Annotated in this window: 15 protein-coding genes; 12 read left to right on the top strand and 3 right to left on the bottom strand. The window is 57.2% G+C overall.

What is annotated here, in order from left to right; translation table 11 throughout:
• Positions 1–249 precede the first annotated feature (249 nt).
• Positions 250–909 (top strand): TrkA family potassium uptake protein, encoded by a 660-nt coding sequence (locus BCS36_RS05715; protein ID WP_291301949.1) that lies wholly within the window; start codon positions 250–252, stop codon positions 907–909.
• Positions 910–1,241: 332 nt separating this feature from the next.
• Here the strand turns inward: BCS36_RS05715 and BCS36_RS05710 are convergent, their stop codons facing one another.
• A complete protein-coding gene (locus BCS36_RS05710; RefSeq protein WP_291301948.1) occupies positions 1,242–2,348 on the bottom strand; it encodes a YgjP-like metallopeptidase domain-containing protein in 1,107 nt (368 codons plus the stop codon).
• 161 nt (positions 2,349–2,509) lie between these two features.
• Between BCS36_RS05710 and BCS36_RS05705 the strand changes: the two genes are divergently transcribed.
• From BCS36_RS05705 to BCS36_RS05675, 7 genes are all read left to right on the top strand, one after another.
• The gene (locus BCS36_RS05705; RefSeq protein WP_291301947.1) at positions 2,510–3,025 is read left to right on the top strand and encodes a FlxA-like family protein; all 516 of its coding nucleotides are present in this window, start codon (positions 2,510–2,512) and stop codon (positions 3,023–3,025) included.
• 125 nt (positions 3,026–3,150) lie between these two features.
• Positions 3,151–3,726 carry a rubrerythrin gene (gene rbr, locus BCS36_RS05700; RefSeq protein ID WP_291301946.1) on the top strand — a complete coding sequence of 192 codons (576 nt, stop codon included), beginning with the start codon at positions 3,151–3,153 and terminating at the stop codon, positions 3,724–3,726.
• Positions 3,727–4,834: 1,108 nt separating this feature from the next.
• Positions 4,835–6,235 carry a TolC family outer membrane protein gene (locus BCS36_RS05695; RefSeq protein ID WP_291301945.1) on the top strand — a complete coding sequence of 467 codons (1,401 nt, stop codon included), beginning with the start codon at positions 4,835–4,837 and terminating at the stop codon, positions 6,233–6,235.
• A gap of 263 nt (positions 6,236–6,498) precedes the next feature.
• Positions 6,499–9,600, top strand: coding sequence for a type I secretion system permease/ATPase (locus BCS36_RS05690; protein ID WP_291301944.1), 3,102 nt, complete (start codon positions 6,499–6,501; stop codon positions 9,598–9,600).
• Position 9,601: 1 nt separating this feature from the next.
• A complete protein-coding gene (locus tag BCS36_RS05685; protein WP_291301943.1) occupies positions 9,602–11,611 on the top strand; it encodes an HlyD family type I secretion periplasmic adaptor subunit in 2,010 nt (669 codons plus the stop codon).
• A 22-nt stretch (positions 11,612–11,633) separates the two neighbouring features.
• Entirely contained in the window at positions 11,634–13,847 is a 2,214-nt protein-coding gene (locus BCS36_RS05680; RefSeq protein WP_291301942.1) for an HD domain-containing phosphohydrolase, read from the top strand.
• 89 nt (positions 13,848–13,936) lie between these two features.
• Positions 13,937–15,121, top strand: a complete 1,185-nt coding sequence (locus BCS36_RS05675; RefSeq protein ID WP_291301941.1) for a glycosyltransferase — start codon at positions 13,937–13,939, stop codon at positions 15,119–15,121.
• 306 nt (positions 15,122–15,427) lie between these two features.
• Here the strand turns inward: BCS36_RS05675 and BCS36_RS05670 are convergent, their stop codons facing one another.
• Positions 15,428–18,313, bottom strand: coding sequence for an EAL domain-containing protein (locus tag BCS36_RS05670; protein WP_291301940.1), 2,886 nt, complete (start codon positions 18,311–18,313; stop codon positions 15,428–15,430).
• 909 nt (positions 18,314–19,222) lie between these two features.
• Here BCS36_RS05670 and BCS36_RS05665 point away from each other — a divergent pair.
• Positions 19,223–19,540, top strand: a complete 318-nt coding sequence (locus BCS36_RS05665) for a helix-turn-helix domain-containing protein (protein WP_291301939.1) — start codon at positions 19,223–19,225, stop codon at positions 19,538–19,540.
• A 491-nt stretch (positions 19,541–20,031) separates the two neighbouring features.
• Here the strand turns inward: BCS36_RS05665 and BCS36_RS05660 are convergent, their stop codons facing one another.
• A complete protein-coding gene (locus BCS36_RS05660) occupies positions 20,032–21,144 on the bottom strand; it encodes an alanine--glyoxylate aminotransferase family protein (RefSeq protein WP_291301938.1) in 1,113 nt (370 codons plus the stop codon).
• Positions 21,145–21,440: 296 nt separating this feature from the next.
• Here BCS36_RS05660 and BCS36_RS05655 point away from each other — a divergent pair, with 296 nt between their 5' ends.
• The 3 genes from BCS36_RS05655 (at position 21,441) to BCS36_RS05645 (ending at position 25,340) form a co-directional block, all read left to right on the top strand.
• Positions 21,441–22,820 (top strand): amino acid permease, encoded by a 1,380-nt coding sequence (locus BCS36_RS05655; RefSeq protein ID WP_291301937.1) that lies wholly within the window; start codon positions 21,441–21,443, stop codon positions 22,818–22,820.
• A gap of 479 nt (positions 22,821–23,299) precedes the next feature.
• The gene (locus tag BCS36_RS05650; protein WP_291301936.1) at positions 23,300–24,193 is read left to right on the top strand and encodes a DMT family transporter; all 894 of its coding nucleotides are present in this window, start codon (positions 23,300–23,302) and stop codon (positions 24,191–24,193) included.
• A gap of 448 nt (positions 24,194–24,641) precedes the next feature.
• Positions 24,642–25,340, top strand: a complete 699-nt coding sequence (locus tag BCS36_RS05645; protein ID WP_291301935.1) for a glutamine amidotransferase — start codon at positions 24,642–24,644, stop codon at positions 25,338–25,340.
• The last annotated feature ends 152 nt before the right edge of the window (positions 25,341–25,492 follow it).

Genomic DNA, 25,492 nt, shown 5'->3' with positions numbered 1-25,492 from the left:
CGGCCTCGCACATTGTTTCGCGGATGGCACGAGTCGTTCCTGCCTGCGCGGCAAGGTACGCGCGCTGTCTGGCAATGGCACTGCCGCGTCGCGCGGCCTGGACGGGCCTTGTGCCGGGGTTTGCGGCCCTGAAAATATTTGCGCCGTTCGAGAACGGCATTCCTGTAAAAGACGTCCCGGCATGGACAAGAAGCAGCGCCGGGCATAAAGGCGTTTCCGCCAGCAGCGGAGCGTTATTGCGAGAAATATATGGCGGAAAAGAAACTTGAAATCGGTGTTATCGGCCTGGGCAAGTTCGGGCTGCGCATGGCCACCACCCTGGTTTCTCTGGGGCACACGGTGGTAGGCATAGACATGTCCGACTCTCAGGTGCAGAGGGCCGAGGATGCGTTGAATTCCGTGTACAAGGCCGACGCCACAAACATAGCCGTGCTGCGTTCGCTGCATGTGCAGGATCTGGATTGGGTGGTGATCAGCGTGGGGCAGAGCGTGGAGCAGTCGCTGAGCATCACCCTGAACGTGCAGGAACTGGGCGGCCCCAAGATATGGGTCAAGGCCTCCAACGAGGAACACCGCAAAATATTGCAGCGCCTGCGCGTTAACCGCGCCCTTGTGCCCGAAATGGAGGCTGCCGTCATGGCCGCCCATCAGCTTACCTACCCCGGCATGCTGGACCTTATCCCCAAGTACGGCGGCATAGCCATTCAGGAATTGAAGGTGGACGAGTGGCACGGCAAGACCTTGATTGACCTCAACCTGATGCAGCGTTTTAATGTCATGGTGCTGGGCATACGCCCTGTGGGGGAACACTCTTTTAATTTTGTGCCCCCGGCCATGACGGTACTGCAAAAGGGCGACACCATCGTGCTGGCGGGAAGGGCCAACTCTATGGGCGACCTGAAGCCCTAGAGCAGAATGCCTTTGTAATGCGTCACATTTCAATGCGGCATGCTGCCGAGAGATGCGAATTCTGGCAGCATCCATGCCACGTTGCGGCGCGCTGCACTTTCGTGCAGCGCTAACGCATCCATCTTTTTTCAAAGGTAACATGATCTGGCGTGGTGTTGCGCCAGCACTGCTCTGATGGCCGCGCGGGCGCTCGCCGTGAAGGCGTGCCGTGGGGGTTGCTGCGCGTGCATGTGCCGCAGCGCGCGCCGTCAACCGTTCAGAATTTACAATCTCGATATATGCTCAACAGATAGAGTCTCTGCGGCATCCTGGCCCGGCAAACGGGTGGGGGATCAGTCTTCTTCGCCTTCGGCCGGACTCGGCTCGCCTTCTCCAGGCAGCGCCCACCAGGGCAGGTCGCGCCATGCGTCATTGAGGGCTTTTTCCTGTTGGGGCCAGTGGGGCGAGTATCGGGCAAGCTCTGCCCTGTAGGCCGGTGAATGATCCATATGGCGCAGGTGGCACAACTCGTGCCAGCAAAGGTGCTCCAGAAGGGGCAGGGGAAGAAGCGCCGCCCGCCAGTTGAGGCTGATGCGCCCGACCGGTTGCCCCTGCTGCCCCGCAGGGCTGTACTCCTGATTTGTGGTCAGAAGCCCTGCCTGCCTGCCGCCATTGTTTTCGGGTCTGGCGGTGAACAGGCTGAAAAGCTTTGCGGCCAGTCTTCCGGCTCTGCCTTGCGCGGTGAGGGATGCGCCATGCATTGCGCCGTCCTGGGCCCGTTGCCTGTCTTTTTCCTGTGGCTGGCTCCTGCCGTTGGCCCTGCGCGTACGCGCGCAACTGCCCCAGCGCGAGCGTTGATCCCGCACGCTGATTTTTTCAAGCGCAAAGCCTGCCTGCCGGGCAAGATTGTCCAGATACGCCGGGAGCAGGATTTCGGCCATATGGCGGCACCACTGGCGCAGGGCCTTGACGCACAGGCTGGCGTCTTCAACAGCGCCGAACAGGCGCAGGCAGTCGACGCTTTGCACCAGCAGAAGCCGCTGCGAACCTATCCGCGCCAGCAGAGAAAAATGGTTTTCGTGATGCCGTGCCGCCGCCAGCTTGCCCGCCGCCATGTCGCCCTCAGTCCGCACCGCAAACGTCAGCCCGGCCAGGGGCAGTGCAATGCTTGGAGGCAGTTGCTGCCGTGGGGCCGTGGCCCTGCGCTTTTTCCATGCACGTTCAAGCCATGGCAAAAACTGGGGGAGGGTTTGTTCAAGCAGGGATGGAGGCATGCCTTCTGGCGTGGTGATGGTCAGATGCCCGTAAGGGCTGAGGGAAAGGCGCGTGCGCCTGGCACGGGAAGAGACCCTTACCCTGGCTGTAAGATTGGTGCCATCGGCAAGACGCAGGTGGACGCAGGCAGGCAGAGGCGCGCCTTGAGACCGGAAGCGCCGTGAAGCCGGTTTTTTTTCAACCATGAGACAAGGCTGCCATAGGTCGGCGCGCCTGTAAAGAATGGGCATCGTCAGGCCTTTTGGGCAAATTTTGCCCTATATCGGGTGGCATATTTTTTGCTGCTTCAAGGAGGAAAGGGGCGAGGAGCAATACTTTCCTGGTGCACAGCACTGAAGGAGTAATTATGAGCGTGTCCAGCACAAGCACATATGGCGTCAGTGGTCTTTCTGGCGTGGATGAATTATGGGGAATCAGCAGCGGCAGCTCCAAAAGCGCCAGCAGTACCACATCTGGGAGCAGTTCGGGCGATACGGTAAGCATCTCCGATCAAGCCAAGGCGCTTTTTGCCGAAAAACTGGGCCGGTATACTTCCTCGGCCTCCAGTGACGACAAGCAGGAAGAAACGACCAGTTCGTCCGGAGCGTCCGTTGCAGGATTGTCCGGCAGCGAGGCGGAGGGGTCTGCTCAGGGTACGGGCGGCGCTGACGGTTCCTCCGGAATTGGCGGCGGTTCCAGTGGTACAAATACCGTTGAGAGCATCAAAAAGCAGATCGAATCTCTGAAAAGTCAGCTGACCAGTCTTGCCAGTCATGTGACTGGCGGCGTGATGGATGCCGGAATCAATAGCAAAATGAATGCCCTCCAGGCACAACTCGCGGCTCTGGAAGCCCAGCTTGCAGCAGCGCAACAGGCTGCATAAATGCTTGACAGTAACTGATCTCATTTCTTATAGTCGCTTTTGGGGGATGGCAATGGCTGTCCCCTTTTATTTCGCTTCAGCTCGCATACCTTAAATACATGCTTGGCATGTTCAAGGAGAGGTTTATGAAATCATTGAAGGGCAGCCAGACTGAAAAGAACATTCTTACCGCTTTTGCCGGTGAATCCCAGGCGCGCAATCGCTATGACTTCTTTTCCGGCGTAGCCAAAAAAGACGGGTTCGTGCTTGTGGAAGAAATTTTTCTTGAAACCGCATCTCAGGAAAAGGAACACGCCAAACGGCTGTTCAAGTTTCTTGAAGGCGGCGAAGTAGAAATTCAGGCAGCCTACCCCGCTGGCGTCATCGCCGGCAGCGAAGCCAACCTGCTGGCCGCTGCACATGGCGAAAATTATGAGCATACAGAGATGTATCCTTCTATGGCCGCCATTGCCGAAAAAGAAGGTTTTTCTGAAGTGGCCTATGCCATGCGCCATATCGCCGTGGCCGAAGCCTACCACGAAAAGCGCTTTCTGAAGCTGGCCAGCGACATCAAGGAAGGCCGCATGTTCATGCGTTCCAAGCCCACGGTCTGGCGCTGCCTTAACTGCGGCTGTCTTGTGGACGGAGATCATGCGCCCGAAATGTGCCCCGCATGTGCGCACCCCAAGGCCTACTTTGAAGAACTGAACTACACCTTCTAGGACAATTTTATTGTAAAGTTGCCCTGCGGCTGCGTGGTCAGCCGTCAGGCGCGGGGGCTAAGCGCGGTTTATCCGCGCTGCCCCGCGCCACAAAGGGCGAACCGCATATTGATGCGTTGCGAATAAATATTTGCAACGGTGACTGCTCCGCGCTGCCTTGACTCAGAGAACGCCTGCTCTCTGACTTATATTCCTGTACGTCGTTTACGTTCGAGCGGTGGTGTCGTCTTTTTGACATAGGTGTCGGTCTGCTCCGCAAAAATCCCCCCAAAGAGAGATCCAGGCGGGTTTTGCGAGCAGAGGCCGGTAGATCGCATATGCCGCAATGGCGAATGGCCTATGGCCGCCAGGGCGCATGCGATGTGAAACTGCTCGTCAGCCGCTTTTGAACCTTGTCCGCGCAAGTTGGGGTTTACGCAGTATACCAGCTGCTTATAGCTGATATTCTGCCCCGCCAACTGTCTTCCCCTCTGGGTTCCGCCTATCGGCTCTCTGAATCCTGATGGTGGGGGGCGAGCCCCATCAACAGAAATTTGCAGTACCGTGCGTTACTGTTTATGCAGTATGCTGTAATTATAAAGTTTTTGTCTTTATTTGCGGATTTTTTTTACCGAATATCTTTTTTTGCACGGCAGAGCCGGAACGGTACGGAGCTGTGGAGTGTGTCTAACAAGCCTGTTTTTATGTAGTATTTGTAAGAGTGTTAAAAAAATTTATTAGAATATATTGTTAATAATTATAGAGTGTTAAAAAACCCTATTTCAAGTTAAGGGCCTCGAAGCTATTGCTTTTATATTTCAGCTATTGCTTACTGCGTATAGGCCATATGCTTCGGGCCGAATCTTGCATAGCAATCAGCGTGTCGTGATCGGCCGCTGCGTTGCTGGGATGAAGATGTGCAGCTCGCGGGCTGGTCTTCCGAAGCAGAACTTGAAGAGTCTGCAGGGCTTAATTGCCCTGTGTAAGTAAAAAATCATCTCAAAGCATGCCGTTGTGAAAGTAAGCCTGTGTTGGCTGTTTATCTTCATAATGTGGGCCATTCTGGCCGGCGTGCTGACAGAGCGGAAAAACGCTTGACGGTGCGGATTTCCAGTTCAGGGAGTGAATCGTGAAACAACTTGTTGCATACCTTTTGTCTTTTGGCCTGCTGCTGCCCGCTGTGGCCTCGGCTGCAGAATCCGCCTATCCGCCGCCGCCAGCGGGGCAGGTCATTACTGTGGAAGACTCTGTTTACGGAGTATTGCGGTCAAACCGCGCCCTGCGTGGCATGCAGGAAAACCGTAATGTACTTGAACATGAGGCCGACCGCGCCAAAGCCGGCTTTGGCCCACGCGTCGACGTTACCGGCCGGGCTGGCGGCAGCGTCCTGAGCGACTCATCAACCCGCGGTAGAGACCTGGACACCCAGATGTGGGGCCTGGCTGGCGTCAGCGCTCAGCTTGTGCAGCCCATATGGGATGGCTTTGCCACCAGGTCGCGCGTGCGTACAGCCAAATCGACCCTTGAGTCTGTGAAGTTCAGGGTGTTTGACACCGCCACTTCCATGTCGCTTGAGGGAATCATCTCGCATATTGATGTGCTGCGGCGCAGAAAGATTCTGGCGCTGGCCGAATCGAACGTCACGCAACACAAGGCCCTGGTCAGCCAAGCGCAGGAAAGAGCCAACCTTGGCGCTGATACCGCCGCAGACGTGACGCAAGCCCGTTCACGCCTCCAGCGTGCGCTGTCGAGCCTTTCTGAAGCCAAGGCCGCCCTGCTGGTGGCCGAAGAGCGCTACACACGCCTTACCGGCCTGCCGGCGACCGGCAAGCTGGCTCCCGTGACCATGCCTCCTGAACTGTATCAGGGGCCTGACGCCGTGTTCGCGCAGGCCGAGCAGAGTAACCCCAAAATTGCCGCTTACATGCAGGATATCCGTGCAGCACGCGGCGAGCGTGAACTGGCTGATTCGGCATTTTACCCCACGCTGAATCTTGAAGCCGGCCCCAACTATACGGACCGTGGCGGCGCAAGTGACCGCTGGATATACAGCTTTGACGTGATGGGCGTTGTGCGTTGGAATATTTTCAACAGCGGGGCCGACCTGGCTGAACGCCGTGCCGCCTCGGCGCGTATCCGTCAGAGCCGTCAGGTGATGTACGACTTCATCGACGAGCTCAAGCTGGATATCGAGAGCACCTGGACCAACTATCAGGCCGCGCAGGAGCAGTTCTCGCACTATACCAAGGCCGTGGAGTACAGCAAGTACACACGTTCAGCCTATATTGAGCAGTTCCAGATCGGCAAGCGCAGTATTCTGGACGTGCTTGATACAGAGAATGAGCTTTTCAACTCTTCGACCCAAGCTGAAACCGCTCGCGGCAACATCCTGGTGGGCGCGTATCGTTTGAGTGCCCTTTCGGGCAATCTGCTGCCGCAGATGTCCATCAATACCGCACCCCTTGGGCAGACCCCGCCCAAGGATGCAGCGGATCCCCGCGAAGAATTCGCTCCCGGCTGGTTCGAGTAAGAGGTGTTATGCCCCGGCGCAGAGATGCGCCGGGGCATAACACCAATCTTTCAGCGCATGCGTTTTCCCACACGTCTCCTCCGCCGATTCGGGTAGCCAAAACGCTTGGCAATCCTGCATCAGTATAGTATTTTTCATATGGCGGAAGATCGCCTTACATCATGCGATGCGGCCACAAGTCCCGCAAGTGATCCTGTTGCCGACGTACGCTCCCGCCTATCTGCAAGGGGTTTCTGCCCCGACGCTACAGCAATGGGAATGCCATGGAAAATTCCAATATAACAGATCGTTCAGAAAATACCCGTGATGAGACAACAGCTGTCGACAAAGGCGCTGCCGCAAATCACGAGGCGCCCTCTGGAAAAGCTTCCTCTATAAATTTACAGAGCAATCCGGCCGCGCGGCCTGATGCTGAATCCCCGGTGTCTGCGGGCGCAACCGCGCCCCGTGGCAATCAGGCCGTCAGCCGGGCCGCTGTGCTGCACCCCCGTGAGCATGCTGCCGCGACGAAGCCTGGAGCGCCGCCGCCAAACCAGCAGCATACGCCCGAAGAAGGCGGCGCGGCAAAAAGCACTGCCTTGCACGGCGCCATGTCGTTGAAGCCCGGAGGCCGAATCGTGCTCGGCAATGACAGGCACAAGGCATCACCCGGGGCAGACCACAAAGAGGCTGCCAATATGGAGCAGCAGGCGTCGCAGCAAGTACAGACGCAGCAGCCCCAGGCGTCAGAGCAATCACAGCCGGAGCAGCCGCAAATGCCGCAGATGCCGCAAATGCCGCAGATGCCGCAGATGCCGCAGCAATCACACCCGTTAGAGCAGTCCCATATATCGCAGCAGCCGGAGCAGTCGGCCACAATGCCGCAGCAGCCGCAATCGCAGCAGCCGCAATCGCAGATGCCGCAATCGCGGGCATCACAGGCGCTCCAGGGCGTGCAGCCTTCCGCAGCAGGCGCTGACAGCGCTGACGCTCCGACGCCGGAGGCCGGGGCTGGCGCAAGAGAAGGCGATCCCGCCGCAGGCGAGGCTGGCGAAGCTACAGATACTGGTGGACAACAGAGAGAAGAAGGCGCGCCCGGTGCCTCCAGTCAGGTCGGCAAGGCCGCTATGGACGCCATAGCCCATGCCGCGCGCCAGGAAGCCGCCATGGGCGGCGGGCAGGGGGACAAGGAACGTACCATGGGGCCCCTGCGCCCTTCGGACGTGGATTTTATGCCGGGTCTGTTGCGCAGCCTTGCGGTTCTGCTGCGTTTGCGCGGCAAGGTTGTGAGCCCGCAGTTTCTCATGTCGGGCCTCACCGGCAACAAGGTGACGCCCCAGGCCTGCCTGCGGGCGGCGCGCAAGGCGGGGCTTTCAGGGCGCATTGTTTTTCGCCCCGAACTTGATGAAATTCCCAGCCTGGTTTTGCCCTGCATCCTTCTTCTGACGCACGACCGCTCTTGCGTTGTAACCTACATTCGTGACGGCAAGGCAGAAGTTGTTTTTCCCGAAACCAGCGAAGCCGCCCAGACTGTCCAGCTTGAAGACCTCAAGCAGGATTACTCGGGGTATGCCCTTTTCGCCGCAGTGGAGGCCGCGCCCGACGACCGGGCCGAACGGCTGAGCATTGCGCACGGCAAGCGCTGGTTCTGGGACGTGCTGCGCTATTATGCCCCCATTTACCGCCATGTTGCCCTGGCCAGCGTGGTCATCAACCTGATCGCCGTGGGCAGTCCGCTGTTCGTCATGAACGTGTATGACCGCGTGGTGCCCAATAACGCCATTGAAACCCTGTGGGTTCTGGCCATCGGCATCATCATCATCTACATGTTCAATTTTCTGCTGTCCTCATTACGAACGCACTTTGTGGATGTGGCCGGGCGCAATGCGGATATCGTGCTTTCCAGTTCGCTGGTGGAAAAAGTGCTTTCAATGCGTATGGACGCCAAGCCGGAATCCACTGGGGCTTTGGTGAATAACCTTCGTGAATTTGAGCAGTTGCGAGAATTTTTCAGTTCGTCGAGTTTGCTGGCCTGCATTGACCTGCCCTTCCTGGTGATCTTTCTGCTGCTTACCGGCTTTATTGGCGGCCCGGTGGTCTTTCTGCCCCTGGCGGCCATGCCGCTTATGCTGGGGCTGGGCCTGCTGCTGCAGCAGCGTTCGCGGCGCAGCGCCGAGGCCAGCTACAAGCAGAACATGCAGAAAAACGCCCTGCTGGTGGAAATTGTGGGTGGGCTTGAAACCCTCAAGTCCTGCATGGCCGAAAGCCGTATGCAGAAACTCTGGGAATCCGTGGTGGGCCTTTCGGCCCAGTCCAACAGTGAAGCGCGCAAGTATAACAACCTGGCGGTCACGGTATCCATGCTCATCACCCAGCTGGTGACAGTGGCCATGATCGTGTGGGGCGTCTACCGCATCTCTGAAGGGCTCATGACCATGGGCGCGCTCATAGGCTGCAATATTCTGGTGGGCCGCACCATGGCCCCCCTGCTGCAGATGGCCTCGTTGCTCACGCGGCTGCAAAATTCGCACGTGACGCTCAAGGCTCTGGACATGCTCATGCTGCTGCCGTCCGAAAACCAGGTTGAAAAGACCTGCATGGATTTTGGCATGTTGCGGCCTTCCTTCACTATGGAAAACGTGTCTTTCGCCTATCCGCATCAGGAAAGGCTGGCTCTTGACCGCGTTTCCCTGCGCATTGAGCCGGGCGAGCGCGTTGGCATCATCGGCCCCATGGGGTCGGGAAAAAGCACATTGTCAAAACTGCTCATTGGCCTTTACCAGCCCAAGGAAGGGGCCGTGAAGTTCGGTGATGTGGACATTCGCCAGATCCCCAGCACCGACCTGCGAGGCCGCATAGGGGTTCTGCCGCAGGACGTGGTGCTGTTTTACGGCAGTATTCGCGACAACATCGCTCTGGGCGATCCTACCATTAACGACCACCTGATTTTGCGGGCAGCGGCCCTGGCTGGCGTGACGGACTTTCTGCGCAACAACCCCGCGGGCTTCGCCGCACAGGTGGGCGAGCAGGGCAAGGCGCTTTCCGGCGGTCAGCGTCAGGCCGTGGCTCTGGCCCGGGCCCTGGTGCGTGACCCTGAAGTGCTGCTTCTGGATGAACCAACCAGTAATATGGATACGGATTCTGAACTCATGCTGCAAAAGCGTCTGTTCTCGGTCATGCAGGACCGCACGGTGGTGCTTGTGACGCACCGCTTGTCCATGCTCAGGATTGTGGAACGGCTGATAGTTATGGAAAACGGCCAGATCAAGATGGATGGGCCGCGTGATGCCGTGTTGCAGAGCCTGCGCGACCGTTCAAAGCAAAGCGTTGCGGCGGCAAGACATGAACACGGCGCTGGGGCGCGCGCGGCAGCGGGGAATGCGTAATATGCAGCAGACACCACAAAACACCAATGCGGAAAACATGTCCGCTCCTGCGGGACAACCGCAAGCGGGCGGCACTGTAACTGGCGACGGTCGGGCAAAAGCGCCGGCCCAGGCCTCTCCCGCAGCAGCCCCTGCCCCTGGCGCGTTGCAGCCGGACTTCAGCGCATTTTTCGGGCAAGAAACAAGCTGTGAATTTCTGTCGCCCCTGCCCGGGCAGGGCGCTCCTTTTATCGCGCCGGGAGCGTCCACTGAAGACGGCTCCATTCCGGCCATGCCAGGGGTGGAGTCTGAGGGCGACGCCTCCATGGGCGGATTCGCGCCAGCGGTCCTCGGCTCCTCCTGGGGTGAAGAGGGGATACCCAAGGGGGACTTTGCCCCTATGGCGTCCGCTGATGGCCTCGCTGAAACCGGGATGCAGCCGCTTGGCCCCGAGGAGCAGCAGGAAGGAACGGCGGATGAGAGCGGCCCCAAGGCCTTTTTGCGCGAGCTGCTGCTGGGCGGCGAACATGCCCAGAAGCCTGACAAAAGCCTGCGTCAATCCATGGCGGAAACTATGGAGAGGCTGCGCGGCGGCGGCGCACCGAAACAGCCCGGTCAACCCCAGTCCAATCCGGGGCTTTTTGCGGCCATGGACGCGCCGCTCAATGGTCTGACGCCCGATGACATCCAGTTTGCCAGCGAGGTGGATGCGGCTTTGGCGCGGCGTCCGCGCTTCGGGGTACGGGCGCTTTCCATAAGCGTTGCCGTCATGTTTTTGTGTCTGCTTATCTGGGCGGCCTTTGCAAGCGTGGATGAAGTCACCCATGCCGAAGGCACGGTTGTGGGCTCGCAGCGCACCCAGACCATCCAGAACCTTGAAGGCGGCATCCTGCGCGCGGTTCTGGTTCATGAAGGGCAGATTGTGGACAAGGGCGCCATTCTTGCCCAGCTGGACAATGAAATGGCCGAGAGCGCGTACCGGGACGCCGTGACCAAGGCTATGGAAAACAGCCTCGCCATCATACGGCTTGAGGCCGAAATCAAGGGCGAGCCCCCAGTGTTTCCCGAACATCTTGAAGCCTGGGCCAGCAAGCTTATTGGCCGCAAGGTGGATGAAAATACACTGATCCGCGCCCGCCAGATCATTCAGGATCAGGAAAACGCCTATCAGGTGCGGCGTGTGCAGCTCAATGCCGAAATCGAGGTGCTGGAATCGCAGTACACGCAGCGCATGCATGACGTGGAAGAACAGACCGCGCGCAAGGTGCAGCTGGACCGCAGCCTTGCCCTGTCCATTGAGCAGCGCGACACGGCCTATGCCCTTGTGCAGCGCAACAACTTTTCCAAGCTCGAATATCTTGGCATGCAGCAAAGGGTTGTGGAGCTTCAGGGCCAGATCGACGCCCTGGCGGCGACCATCCCCAAGGCGCAGTCCGCGGCGGAAGAATCACGGCAGCGCATAGCCTCACGCCGTGCGGAACAGGCATCGGCCATTACGGACGAAATAAACAAGAGACGGCAGGAGCTGAACTCCCTGCGCGAAAGTCTTTCGGCCGGGCGCGACCGCGTCACCCGGACAGAGCTTCGCACGCCCGTTCGCGGCACCGTGAAGCAGATATACATTTCCACTGTGGGCGGCGTGGTAAAGCCCGGCGAACCCATCATGGACATTGTGCCCCTGGACGACACCCTGCTGGTGGAAGCCAAGGTCAAGCCGCAGGACGTGGCCTTTCTGCGCCCCGGCCAGGAAGTCATGGTCAAGATTTCTGCCTATGACTTTTCCATTTACGGCGGCCTTGAGGGCAAGCTTGAATCCATAAGCGCCGACACCATTGAAGACAAGAAGAGCGAGCACTTCTATCTGGTCAAGGTTCGCACCCAGAAGAATGCCATTACCTATCACAAGGAACTTCTGCCAATCATCCCCGGCATGATCGTAACGACGGACATCCTCATCGGCAAAAAAACCGTTCTGGATTATTTGCTCAAGCCCATTCTCAAGGCCAAGCAGAACGCCCTGCGTGAACGCTGATCCGCCGCGAAAGGAACGACATATGGCACAACAGGATTCCTCGAACAAAAAATCGCGCAACCGCACAGCGGCAGTCATTATGCTGGCGTTCTTCGCGGTCATGGCGGTAGTTGTCGTGATGGGGGCCAACTGGTACCTGCAAAATTCCCGTGCCCGCATGCTGCGGGAGGTGGGGCAGAATCTGCACGTGCAGACCAACAACAAGGTGGCCCTGCTGACGGTGTGGTCAGGGGCGCTCATCGAGCAGGTGGAAGTTTTTGTGGAATTGGACCTGCTGCGGCTTTTTGCTGCGGAGGTCGACAGCTCGCGCCTGCCTGCCGAGGTCTTGTTGCGTGAGGCGAAGAAAGAGAGCAAGAGCCTGCCGACGGCTGACCTTTTTTCCGATGCGCAAGCTGTGGAAGACGCGCAAGCTGCGGAAAATGCTGAAGGAGCAGAAGGGGCAGAACCTGCGGAAAAGGCCGCAGTGGCTATGTCTGCCAACGACCCCCTGAGCGGCCTTGCCCCGCGCCTGCCCATGATGGTTCGGCAACTTAAGGATTTTATTGATAAAAATTCATTCTGGGCCGCGTATCTGGTCAATTCTGATCTGGAAATCTATATGTCGCCGGGCACGCCGCCCGTAGTGAACGAGGCGCAGCGCGCTTTTCTGGGAAAAGTCTTCAAGACCGGGCAGCCTGTCTTCATGCCGGTGCGCCGTCAAAACGGCGAACTCGTTATGGACATGGCCTTTCCCATCAAGGCGCCGCTCTATGTGGACTCAAAGGGCGACAAGGTCGTTTCCGTTCTGCTGGCCTCATACAACGTGCTGCCTGTGGTCAAGGCGGTAACGCGGCACAGCGGCGGCAAGGAATACAGCGCCGCCATTTTGCAGAATTTTAACGAGCAGGTGCAGCGCATTGATCCCACGGTGCGCGAGGGCTTTGTGGATCTGCCCGGCTGGAAGCTGGAAGGCGGCCGCCTGCCTCTGGAAATGCGTAACGAGCCCGGCCCCGGCGGCACTGAAGATGAAATCAACTACACCCTGGCGCTGCCCGTGCCGCGCTTGCCCTGGCTGGTAGAGCAGGGCGTCGAGGCTGTCCGCATTGATGCGGATTACCGCTCACTGCGGCAAAACGTCATAATGGGCGCGGCCCTGATCATTGCGCTGGTCGGCATCATGATGGCCGCTTCGTGGTGGTGGCTTGTGGGTCGCAGGGAGCGCGCCGTGTCTGACCAGTTGCGGCGGCTGTACACGGTGGTCAACCAGCAGAAGCAGATTATGGACGGGGTGAATTCAGCCCTGTCGTCGGGCATAGTGCTCAATGACCTTAACGGCGTCATTTTCTATGCCAACCAGAGCTTTGCCCGCATGGCGGGCAAGGATATAAATGCCCTGCGTGGACGCCCCCACACCGAACTTGGGCCGGACCTGGCCCGAAGCCTCGTTACCCATACGCTGGCCGTACACCAGTCCGGGAGTCTCTCCAGCTTTACCGAAACCCTGATAGTCGAAGGCAGCCAACGCTACTTCTTCACTTCCTGCACGCCCTTCCGCGACGAGGCAGGGCGTATGACAGGCGTGGTGTCCGTGTACAGCGACGTGACCGACCTTGCCATGGCGCAGCAAAAAGCGCAGCGGATGGTCAACCAGACCGTCAACGCCTTTGTGCGCGCCATCGAAACCGTAGACAGCTATTTGCGCGGCCATTCGGCCTTCACTGCCCAACTGGCGGTCACCCTGGCGTACTGGCTGGGCAAGACGGACCCTGTGACGCTGGCAACCCTGCGCACTGCGGCCAACCTTTCGCAAATAGGCATGATACAGCTGCCCAAGGAACTGTTCACCAAATCGGGGATGCTCACGCCCGAAGAAAGGGCGCTTTTGCAAAATCATGTGGAGTACGCAAAGCATGCCCTTGAAGGCATTGATTTTGGCCTCCCCGTTATGGAAGCCATTGCACAGATGTATGAAAGAATGGATGGCTCCGGGTATCCCGAAAAGCTCAGTGGCGACGCCATTTGTGAAAATGCCAGGATACTGGCCGTGGCCAATACGTTTTGCGCGCTGGTGCGCTCGCGTTCTTACCGTCAGGCCCACAGCGTGGAGCAGGCCCTGGAAATTCTTGGCGAGCAGCCGCCCAAATACGACATGCAGGTTGTGGAGGCGCTCAGGCAGTTTTTGCCAACCGAACAGGGCAAGGCTTTTCTCGACTTGTTGGAAAATGATCGCGACAGCGAATCTGAGATGAGTGGTTAGTACCTATGCGGCTGTTGTTTTTGAACTCTGTATTCCCTGGTCGGTTTCGTTCGCTGGCCCAGTCATTTGGAACCCAGCGGGAAAACACGGTGCTTTTTCTGGCGGAATCCGGTCAGAAAACCTCCATTCCCGGGGTGCGACGTCTGCGGCTGGCCCCCCCGTCTTCCTGCGACAGTGATGATCCGGCGGAAAAAGAAATCGTCACGAGGCTGCGGCGCGGCGCGCGGGCTGGCAATGCCCTGTTGGCGTTGCGCAAGGAAGGGTTTTTGCCCGACATCATCTGTGCGTCGGCCAGTATGGGCGGCAGCTTTTATGTGCGCGACATTTTCCCCAAAGCCTTTTATGTGGGCCAGGCGGACTGGTTTTACACCCAGGGCGAGAGCCACTGCTTTTTTACCCGTGGCAAACCGCGCCCGGCTGCTGATTTTGCTCTGGCGCGTGTGGCCAACCTTTGGGAATACAACGCCTTGGGCGAGTGCGATCTGGCCGTGACCTCATCCCTGTGGCAGCGCTCGCAGTATCCCGACTTTCTGGCCAGCAGGCTGCATGTGGTGCACAGCGGCATCAATACCCGCTTTTTCTCGCCGTCCGAAAACCAGGAAGAGCGCAGCGGCGAGCTTGTCAGTTTTTTTGGCCCCCCGCACGAGAGCGCGCGCGGATTTCAGCAGTTCATAGCCTGCTTGCCCCGGTTGCTTGAGCAAAGGCCCAATTGTCTTGTGCTGCTCTCGTGGCTGGAAAATGCACAGGGGGGCGCGCGCCCGGAATGCGCGGAGGACAAGCCGGCGTGCAGGTCGGAAGAAGAGGCCGCGCGCAGCGTGGACAACCTGAACCTGCCGGAGGAGCAGCGCGTGCGCGTGCATGTGCTGGGGGCGCGGCCGCTGAAGGAATACCGTGAACTTTTGCGGGCCTCCACCGTGCATGTCTATCTGGCCGCTCCCCATGCATTGACCACGGGCCTGCTGGAAGGCATGGCCTGCGGCGCGCTGATTGTTGGCTCCGACACTCCGCCTGTGCGGGAAATCATCCGTGACGGGGTCAACGGCTTTTTATGCGACTTTTGGGATACCGAGGCCATGGCGGAAAAGATTTCGGATACTCTGGAAAAAGCCCCCACCCTTGAGCAGGTGCGCTCCAGCGCCCAGCAGACAATCTTGCGGGAATATGACGGAGAAGTGCAGACCAGGCGGCTCATGAGCCTTATTTTGCACAGCATGGATCAGGAAAAGACAGACAGGCGACCCGACCCCGATGAAAAGGGCGACTCTGGCGACTAGACAGTTAACGAATGAAATGCTTTGTGGAGGAGGGACCCCTTTTGCAAAAGGGTCCCTCCTCCACACCCCCATCCCCTAAAACTCTCGGTATATTTTAGAGCAGGTAAACTTTTGTAAAAGTTTACCTTCTCTAAAATAGTATAACGTGCTTTCTGGTCTGATTTTCTGGCCTGAAGCGGGAGAGGGGGGAGCCGTTATAATAGAATTTTTGCGTTAAAACAGGCAGGAGCCTGTGCGTGAAAATGTCCGCTTTAAAAAGCCTGCTGGCAGTCAAAAGTGCCAGCAGGCTTTTTTATGGCGCATGCATCAGGCGATCTGCATGGCCAGGCGGGCTTCAAATTCGTTTTCGGGCTCAGGCGTGGCGTAGTAGAAACCCTGCGCCTTGAAGCAGCCGAGCCGCATGAGAATGGCCGCTTGTTCAGCCGTCTCCACTCCTTCGCAAATGACGGCCATTTCCAGCTCCAGGGCGAGTCTGATGATGCTGCCGAGCACTATCTGCGCCCTCTGCCCCGGGAGGTCGCGCTGCACGAAACTGCGGTCGATCTTGATGACGTCCGCATTGAGCATCTGCACCAGCCCCAGTGAGGAGTAGCCCGAACCGAAGTCGTCAATGGCCGTTTTGAAGCCATACTGCTTGAGCTGGATCAGGCGCAGCCAGGCGGCCTCCGGGTTTTTCATGATCGCGCTTTCAGTGATCTCCACTTCCACCAGGTCGTGCGGAATGGCGTAACGCTCGGCGATTTCAGCCAGCTGGCGCGGGAATTCGGGGCGGTCGAAATGCAAGCGCGAAAAATTGCATGAAACGGTGCGCAGGGGCAGATTACGCAGCCGCCAGCTCTGCATGATCATGCAGACCTGCTCAAAAATGTGCATGTCAATGTCCACCACAAGGCCATTGCGCTCGAACAGAGGAATAAAGCTGCCCGGCATAAGCAGGCCATGGACAGGATGGTTCCAGCGCACCAACGCCTCGCTGCCGATAATGGCTCCCGTGCGCATATCTACCTTGGCCTGGAACCAGGGCACCAGCTCCCCTTCTTTGAGAGCCGTCTCAAGCCTGCCGTTGAGTTCCTGATGCAGCAGGGCCTCCTGGCGCATGTGTTCGTCATACAGCAGCACGTTGAAGGTGCTGTTCCGTTTGGCTTCACGGCGCGCGTAGTTGGCGAGGTCCAGCATAAGCTGCACGTCGCGGCCTTCTGCGCGGTTGACGGTGTATGCGCCATAGACCGTGTTGATCCTGTAGGGCATTTCCTGCTGCTGACGCCAGATATCCAGTTTTTCATCCATATGGTGCAGGCGGGCCTTCAGGTTTTCCCACCCGTCATAGCGCAGGAGCAGAACGTACATGTCTGCTGAAATACGCGCGCACAATTCATTTTCGGCCACGTTATCGCGCAGGATTTCAGCATAGGCGCACAACAGCTGGTCGCCGGTGGAAAAACCGAACTGGTCGTTGATCGTCTTGAACTGGCAGATATCGCCGAACAGCAGGACATGCCCGTCGGCATCGGCGCTTTTGAGAAACTGGGTGCAGTCCTGCCTGAATTTATAGAGGTTGGAAAGTCCGGTAAGCGTGTCGCGGTGGAGCAGCATCTGTATGCGTCTGTTGCTGCTTGATTTGATGGCCAGGTTGACGCCCAGAAGCACGGTGATGATGAGTGACACCACCATGAGGGCGCTGAACGCCCCAAGAGGATACTGGGCAATGAATTCTTTGAGTGTGGTTTCGCGGTTGGGCACGCTGTGCTTGAGCACAAGGTCGTCAATCTGCTCAATGGGCAAAAACTGCAGGCTCTTGTCCATCACGGCAAACAGGCGGGCGTCGGCCTGCCGCGAAATGCCGATCCTGAGGTCATTTTCGTAGCTGTCTATTGGGCTTATGACCAGGCCCGTATAGCGGGAATTCTTGATAAGATAGTTGGCCGTGTGAATATTGGAATACGCCACGTCCGCTTTTTTGCTGATAAGGGCATCCAGGCACTCAGCCAGTGTGCCGTGAAAACTGATTTTTTTGTCCGGGTTGTTTTCGGCCACGTGGGCCGAAAGCAGATAGCCACGCTGCAGTGCTATGTGCTTCGGCGCTTCCGCATCGTCGCGTCGGCGGATCTGCGCCGCAGCTGTCCGAAGGTAGGGTCGCGTGGTGCGGATCTGCAGCTTTTTATCCCAGATAAAGCCACCTGTCAGAGCGCATATGGCATCGACTTCGCCAACGGTAAGCATGCTCAGGGCACGATCCTGGGGCATGGGGATGAATTTAAATTTAAGACCAGTCATTTGCTGGATTTTTTGAAAGACATCCGCCACGATTCCAGAAAATTCGTTTGTTTCTGGGTGGTTATATGTAAGAGGAGCCCACGTTGGGTCGTAGGCCACAGTGATTACGCGGGCTTCATGAAGGAAAGCCTGCTCCTCAGATGTAAAAACTTGCAGCTTTGCTATATTGGTTGACAGGTATTTGCCGTAAAGATCTTGTCCGTAAGAAGGATTACGCAGCATGATCTTGTCCAGGCCCGCATTCAGCAGGGCGAGGATTTCGGGCTTGCGCTTGTTGACGGCAATATAAAAAGGCTCTGGCGAAAACTGCGCGATAACACGAAATGGATTGTTTTTGCCAAGATTGGTGATGCCCACGCCGTCCAGTTCCTTGTCGCGCAGTGCTTGCAGCATGCTCTGCATGTCGATGTAGGGCACCAGCGCCAAGCTCACATTGTGCTGAAGCATAAAGGCTTCAAGGGCGGGGACGTTCTTGGTGTTGGCCACAACGCCCACGCGCATGCCGTCCAATGCGGCATAGTCTTCGAAGGTGTAGCGTTTATCGTCGTCCCTGACGCTGATGGTCATGAAGGAATTGGCAAGAGGCAGGTTGGGAAAGAGCATCTTTTCCGCGCGCTCGGGCGTAAAAAAGGCGCAGGGTAAAAGGTCTATCTGGTCGTGCTCGAGCATTTCCAGGCTGCGGGTCCAGTTGCCGCAGTCCACAACTTTATAGCGCATGCCGGTTGTTCTGGAAATTTCTTGCAGAAACTCAAAGATGAGCCCCTGGTACTGGCCGCTGCGGGCTCGAAACATGTAGTCGCCGAATTCGAAAAAACCGACGCGCACAGCTTCTTCCTGCGCGTAGGCGCGCGGGCAGAAGCTCTGGCAAAGCAGAATTGAGAGAACCAGCAAAAGGATCCTGAACTGAAACATCTTCATGCGCGCTTTCCTCAGGTTTCGCAGATCATAGGGAAGCGTTTGTCCGATGCTACAGAAGCACACCACCCGCACAGTGGATTTCGAGCAAGTCGGGGGGTCCGCCCTGCGTATAGCATAGTCTATGTTTTCTGGAGGCGCCAGCGATCAGGGCAACAATCACGTAAATCACGTCACCCTGGCCCAATATTCGCTGCGTGAGGACAAAAGGGACGAAAACTTGGCTCGCAGTAATGGATTGGTGACAAATGATGGATTACTCTACATTTATTGGATTGCTGAAGCAAGTATCAATTGACCATTGCGGGCAATTTGTGCCAGATCAGTGCCCCGCGACAAGAAATTTTCTTATAATACATTAAAATTTAAAAATAAATTTGTTTTCTAATGCACTGGTCAGTTGATAACCGATAATGGTGTTTGTTCTTGATTTGAAACGTCGAAGGCACCTTGAAAGAAAGAGGAATGTTTAACAATATTTTTATATGTCAATATGCAATTACCAATTTGACTATCAATGTGGCGAAGTAAAGTTAATACTGATGATTTATATTTCATTTTTACTTTCAATAAACACAACTACAAATTGTTTAATAATGTTGTGTTACTTATAACTGTTTTGTTGGCTATCTATATGTATGAAATAATATTGATAGTATATGGTATGTATTTGTGTTGTATGATATGCGCAGTGGATATCTATTTATTTATAAACCTATTCTTTGCAGGGTGTGTAAATGTTTTGTGAAGCAGAAAGACAGGAATATAGGGGGTATGAATATGCGTAAAAAAGAATTGTGCGGAGATTGTTGCTCGATAAAGAAATCGGAAAAAAAGAAAGTGAACTATAGTTCTCAATTTATGAGTACTATAGCACATGTTCATCGGCAGAATTTGGTGTAATCAATACTCATGAAAGTATATCCATACCTTTCGAGCGCCATTGCCAGGGTGATTGAGGTTTTGCGGGCAGAGCGCGGCATGACCAAGTCGTCTCTGGCTGACTTTGCCTGCCTTGAGAGACGCTATTTGCGTGACATTGAACGGGAGCTGAAAAAGCCTACCGTCAATGCCATCTATTCCATTTGTGAAGCCTTGCGAGTTCAGCCGGAGGATTTTTTCAGGCGCGTTTCGGAAGAGATCGAAAAAAAGAAGAACAGTGAGCGCCGTGCCGCCTCACTTAGCAAGGCCATGGCTGCTAAGGTCGAGAGCGACGAAGAAAAGGTCTGAGCGCTGGCGCAGTGTAGCATTGGTAATTCATGCGCCCGCATGCGCTGACGTCCACCTGAAAACGCAACCACACTTCACTCTTGCCCGCAGTGCTTGCATCAACCGTTGACCGAATGGTCTTGCGGAGCAGGAAACCGGCGCTGTACAGGCTTCAGCCTGTGCACGCTATAAATCCCGAACTAAGGCAGCAGGCGTGCCGCACGGTCTGCTCCACGCTATGGCTGTCGCCATTGGCCAAACGCACCAATGCTGCGGCAGCGTCGTGCTGCGCCATGTGGGCGTGACCATGCCCCTGGCGGGCGCGGACCAAATTCGGCGAACGTTTTTTTGACGTTTGAAGGAGCCGTACTGGCGCGTACCAGCGAAGAACAGGCGCTTACGCTGTTACGGCGCGCATCCTCCGCCTTCGCAGTATCGGCAAGTTTTCGTTGAACGAATTCTGGATGCGGGCGGCAGCCTGTGACCGCCGCCCGCAGGGATGGTTCAGGAACTTACTTGCCCATGCAGACCCGAATGGCCGCGAGCAGCTTGTCAATGGCTTCAGGCCGCGCGCCTTCGCCCATAACGCCCACACGAAGCACCTTGCCAGCCAGAGCGCCCAGGCCGCCAGCCACTTCAATCTTATGCTTTTCGCGCAGGCAGCCCTTCAGCGCGTTGGGGTCCACGCCAGCGGGCGGCACAAAAAGGTTCACCTGCGGGGCCGCACCTTCCTTGACATAGAGGCTGAAGCCCAGATCGGCCAGACCGTCCACCAGGCGCTGGTGCATGGCCTTGTGGCGCGCGAAGGCGGCGTCCAGACCTTCGGTCAGCAGGTTGTCCAGGGCCTGGTGCAGGCCGTAGTACATGTTAATGGGCGCGGTGTGGTGGTACACGCGCGGGGAGCCTTCCCAGTACTTGCGGATAAGCGACACGTCCAGATACCAGTTGGGCACCTTGGTCTTGCGTTTGGCCATGGCGTCCATTGCGGCCTCGGAGAAAGACGCGGGCGCAAGGCCGGGGGGGACGGAAAGGCATTTTTGCGAGCCGCTGTAAAAGGCATCGACGCCCCAGTTGTCCACCTGCACGTCCACGCCGCCGAGTCCGGCCACGCTGTCCACCAGATACAGGGTGTCGCTGCCTTTGACCAACTCACCCAACTCGGCAACAGGGTTGTTCACGCCCGTGGAGGTTTCGGCATGCACCACGGCCAGAATCTTGTAATGTTTTTTCGCCAGTTGCGCCTTGACATCCTGCACCTTGACGGGCGTGCCCCAGGGGCTTTCCACCACGTCCACTTCTGCTCCAAGCCGTGAGGCCACTTCCACCATGCGGGAGCTGAACACGCCGTTGTTGACCACAAGCACGGCGTCGCCCGGCTCAATCAGGTTGACGAAGCATGTTTCCATACCGGCCGAGCCAGTGCCAGAAATGGGAAAGGTAACGTCGTTGCCGGTTTTGCATACGGCCCGCAGCTGATCCTGAATGGCGTCCATAACCTTGATGCAGTCGGGGTCAAGGTGCCCAAGGGTGGGCAGGCTCATGGCCTGAAGGACGTTGGAGGCAACGGGGCTGGGGCCGGGGGCCATCAGCAGAACATGGTCAAGCGTTCCCAAAACTGTACTCATGACGATCTCCTGTGGTTGACGAAAGATGTTCGTTTCGACGTAATATGCGCCCATTTTTTGCGAGGTTGGCCGCAGGGCTGCAATTTGTATTAAAAAATTTATTATTCAAAAAAATTTTACGATACTGAGGCGCATCTGTCCAGTGGGAGGACGGACTTTTTACATGCGCCAAAAAAAATCAGCAGGCCCAAAGCCGCTTCAAAGGCATTGGAGATGTTGCACCGGGTCCAACCGTCTTTTCAAAAGCTCGGAATGCTGCTATGGCTTCCCGAATCATTATAACCTAAGGGCCAGGTATGAAAAAAGACACCCAAGAACTACACCGTGCCTTAAAAAACAGGCACATCCAACTGATTGCCCTCGGCGGAGCCATTGGCACAGGCCTTTTTCTCGGATCTGCGGGCACAATTCAAATGGCCGGTCCTGCCGTTATTCTCAGTTATGCCATCGGCGGGTTTATCGCTTTTCTCATCATGCGCCAGCTTGGCGAAATGATGGCGCAGGAGCCTGTGGCCGGATCTTTCAGCAATCTTGCTTACAAATACTGGGGCGAATTTCCCGGTTTGCTCTCTGGCTGGAATTACTGGATACTATACGTACTGGTGGGCATGTCGGAACTCACTGCCGTGGCCGTGTACGTGCAGTATTGGTTCCCTGGTATAGAGCCGTGGCAGACCACGGCATTTTTCTTTCTTCTCATCAATGGCATCAACCTGGCCCAAGTGGGCGTTTTTGGCGAAATGGAGTTCTGGTTCGCCTCCATCAAGGTTGCCGCCATTGTGGCCATGATTGGCCTTGGCACCTTTTTGCTGGTGTCCGGCAATGCAGGCCCTGATGCCAGCGTCAGCAATCTGTGGGAATACGGCGGCTTTTTTGCCAGAGGCTGGGGCGGAGTTTTCACTTCTCTGGCCGTGGTGAGCTTCTCCTTTGGCGGGCTTGAGCTTGTGGGCATTGCCGCCGCAGAGACATCCAATCCGCAAAAAACCATCCCCAAGGCCGTCAACCAGCTTATTTACCGCATTCTCATTTTCTACATCGGCGCGCTTACCGTGCTGCTGACCCTGCACCCCTGGAACAAGCTTGGCGCTTCAGTGGACAAGAGCCGCTGGGCAGAAGCCATGGTGGCCAGCCCCTTTGTGCAGATTTTTGATCTTATCGGCGTGCCCTCGGCGGCGCATGTGCTCAACTTTGTGGTGCTGACTGCGGCGTTGTCCGTGTACAACAGCTGTGTGTACTGCAACAGCCGCATGCTTTACGGGCTGGCGCTTCAGGGCAATGCGCCCAAGGTTCTGGCCAAAGTCAGCGCCAGAGGCGTGCCGGTTCCCGCCCTTATGATATCCTCGGGCGCAACGCTGTTGTGCGTGCTGCTGAACTACTTTATGCCCGCCCAGGCTCTTGGCATGCTTATGGCTCTGGTGGTGGCGGCCCTTGTCATCAACTGGGCGATGATCAGCCTTACGCACATCAAGTTCCGGGCGGCCAAGGTTAAAGCCGGTGAAAAGATCGTGTTCAAAGCCTTCTGGTATCCGCTGTCCAACTACCTCTGCCTGCTTTTCATGGCAGTGGTGCTCGTGGTGCTGACGCAGATCGGCATGGAAGGCTCTGTGCAGGCGGTGCCGGTGTGGCTGGTTCTTGTGTGGCTTGGGTACAAGGCGAAGAAAAAATACAATTTGTGATATATCCGCTCCCGCGGGGCCAGTCGCGTCACGGGAGATACGAGTTCGGCCATGCTCTGGCCGCAGAAAGGGAACCGGTTTTGCCGGTTCCCTTTTGCGCTGGCACGAGCTACAGTGCCCTGCTGGAAGCGGGACGCCCAGTGCAGTCACAACCAGGTGTTCCGCAATGAGCCAGACTTTTTTTGTATTGGATTGCGCGTATGCTCAGTGGCCGTCAGAGCGAGTTCGCTTTGGAAGAATTCCGGCGGCTGCGGGGCAGAAGGGCGCAGTGAAGGCATACAGGCGCAGATTATATGCACTGGCAAGCGCCCAGGCGCTCGTGTCAAAACCTTGGGCAGTAGAGTCTCAGTGGTAATCCGCTCTGGACTGACTGCCCGGCACGAGACCCGGCAGAGAACTGCAATTCGCGTTGTTTTACATCCGCTGCGGCAATAATGTTTTGCCCCAGTCTGCTTACGAGGGATCAGGTATTTGCCATCATGCGGGATAAAAGTTTTTTTCAGCTCAGCCAGGGTGAATGGGCGCTGGTTGGCGTAACCATGATCTGGGGTACGACGTTTCTTATCATACGCAACGCTCTGGATGTTACCGGCCCCCTGTTTTTTGTGGGACTGCGTTTTGGGTCGGCGGCTCTGGCGCTTCTTGTCATTTCTTTGCCCATTCTGCGTGGACTCACCGTGCACGAGCTTTTTGCCGGGTCCCTCATCGGGCTTTCGCTGCTGGGCGGCTATGCCTTGCAGTCGTATGGGCTTATTACCATCTCTGCCAGCAAGTCCGCGTTTATAACGGCTTTTTATGTGCCTGCCGTGCCTATTTTACAATGGGTATTCATGCGGCATCGCCCGAGCACAATGGCGTGGCTGGGCATAGGCTGCGCCCTGGTGGGGCTGATTTTGCTGGCCGGGCCCGACGGCGTTTCGCTGGGCTTTGGCGTCGGCGAGATGGTCACGCTGCTGGGGGCCGTGGCCTGCGCTCTTGAAATTCTGTTCATCGGCTACTTTGCGGGGTCGGTCAATGTGCGCAGGGTCACTGTTGTGCAGGTGACCGTCACCTCAATTCTGAGTTTCAGCCTTATGCCCATTGTGGGCGAACCTGTTCCGGGGTTTTCGTGGGTGCTCGTGTGCAGCGCCTGCGGGCTTGGAGTTGCCACAGCCCTCATTCAACTGGTCATGAACTGGGCGCAAAAAAGTATTTCGCCCACCCGCGCCACCCTCATTTATGCCGGGGAACCTGTATGGGCGGCTATTTTCGGGCGCATGGCCGGGGAGAGGCTGCCCTTCTTGAGCCTTGTGGGCGGGGCGCTTGTGGTGGCTGGCGTGCTCATCAGCAGTGCGCGGCCTCGCGGTAAAACAGGAAGCAAGAGCGCGTCCTGATTTTCCGGCGGCTCCGGCCTGCGCCAGCACCGTACACCGGTACTGGCAGCGCGAATAGGCAACAGACCGCCCAAAGCCGAAAAGGCCCGCCCCCATCCGGGACATCCCGCCATAGCCGGAGAAGCCCGACCAGAGCGAGAACGGCCTGGCCCAAGCCGAAAAGGCGGGCGGATTCGCGCTGGCGGTTCAGCCAGCCTTTTCCGCGCGGTCATGCACGGGCTGCGCCGGGGCTTCGCCAGTGCAGCCCTGCCCTTTGCGCCAGCCACGGCGCGCCAGACCGGCCCTCAGTGCCCACCCCCGTTCCGGTTTATTTTGCAAACATATATTCTCGGGGGTAATCATTTCTGGGGAAGGGCGGCTGCGCGAACCTTGCGGAGCAGAAATGGTTTGACGCCGGGGCCTGTTCTTGCGGATAACGGGGATGTAACTTACTGCCTGTGAGGGAAATATGAAACGTTGCGTTGCCGTACAGCATGTGGCTTTTGAGCATTTGGGCGTTTTTGAGCAGCCTTTGAAAGAAGCCGGCTATGCCGTGACCTATGTGCAGGCCGGGGTGAGCCCCATAACCAGCGATCTGTGGAAGGATGCTGACCTTGCAGTGGTTCTTGGCGGCCCCATCGGCGTGGGCGAAGAAGATATCTATCCTTTCCTGCTTGACGAAAGGGCCATGGTGGCGGAGCGGCTGGCCTCGGGCAAGCCCTTGCTGGGCATTTGCCTTGGGGCGCAGATCATGGCCGCAGCTCTTGGCGCAAGGGTGTATGCCGGGCCAAAAAAAGAAATAGGCTGGGGCACGGTGGACGTGACCGCAGCGGGGCTGCGCGGTCCCCTGGCGGAGCTTGTGGATGCCCCTGTGCTCCACTGGCATGGCGACACGTTTGATGTCCCGGCAGGATGCGAACTGCTGGCCGCAACGCCTTTGACGCCGCATCAGGCCTTTTCCTGCGGTCGCGGCCAGCTTGCCCTGCAATTTCACCCGGAAATGGACGCCAGACTTATGGATACCTGGCTTATCGGCCATTGCTGCGAGCTGGCCCAGACCGGCAACGATCCCCGCGCCATACGGGCGGACGCGCTACGGCTGGGAGAAGCCGCCCGCACGGCGGGGCAGAACTTCATGCGCCGCTGGCTGGCTGAAGAGGTTGCCTGAGGGCGCAGCCCTTGGGGCGAGCGCTTTTTTGTATGTAGAAAACCCCCCGCTAGGCGGGGGGTTCCGTAAAGCTTAAAGCTTTAAGCACGTCAGCAAAACTCCTTTTGATTTGTTACAACAACTTGCGGTCTGGCAACTGCAAACGAAACAAA

The sequence above is a fragment of the Desulfovibrio sp. MES5 genome (genome assembly GCF_002237645.1).
Taxonomy (GTDB): domain Bacteria; phylum Desulfobacterota; class Desulfovibrionia; order Desulfovibrionales; family Desulfovibrionaceae; genus Desulfovibrio.
The sequence above is the reverse complement of the archived record's forward strand: the minus strand, read 5'-3'. Positions and strand labels throughout refer to the sequence as shown.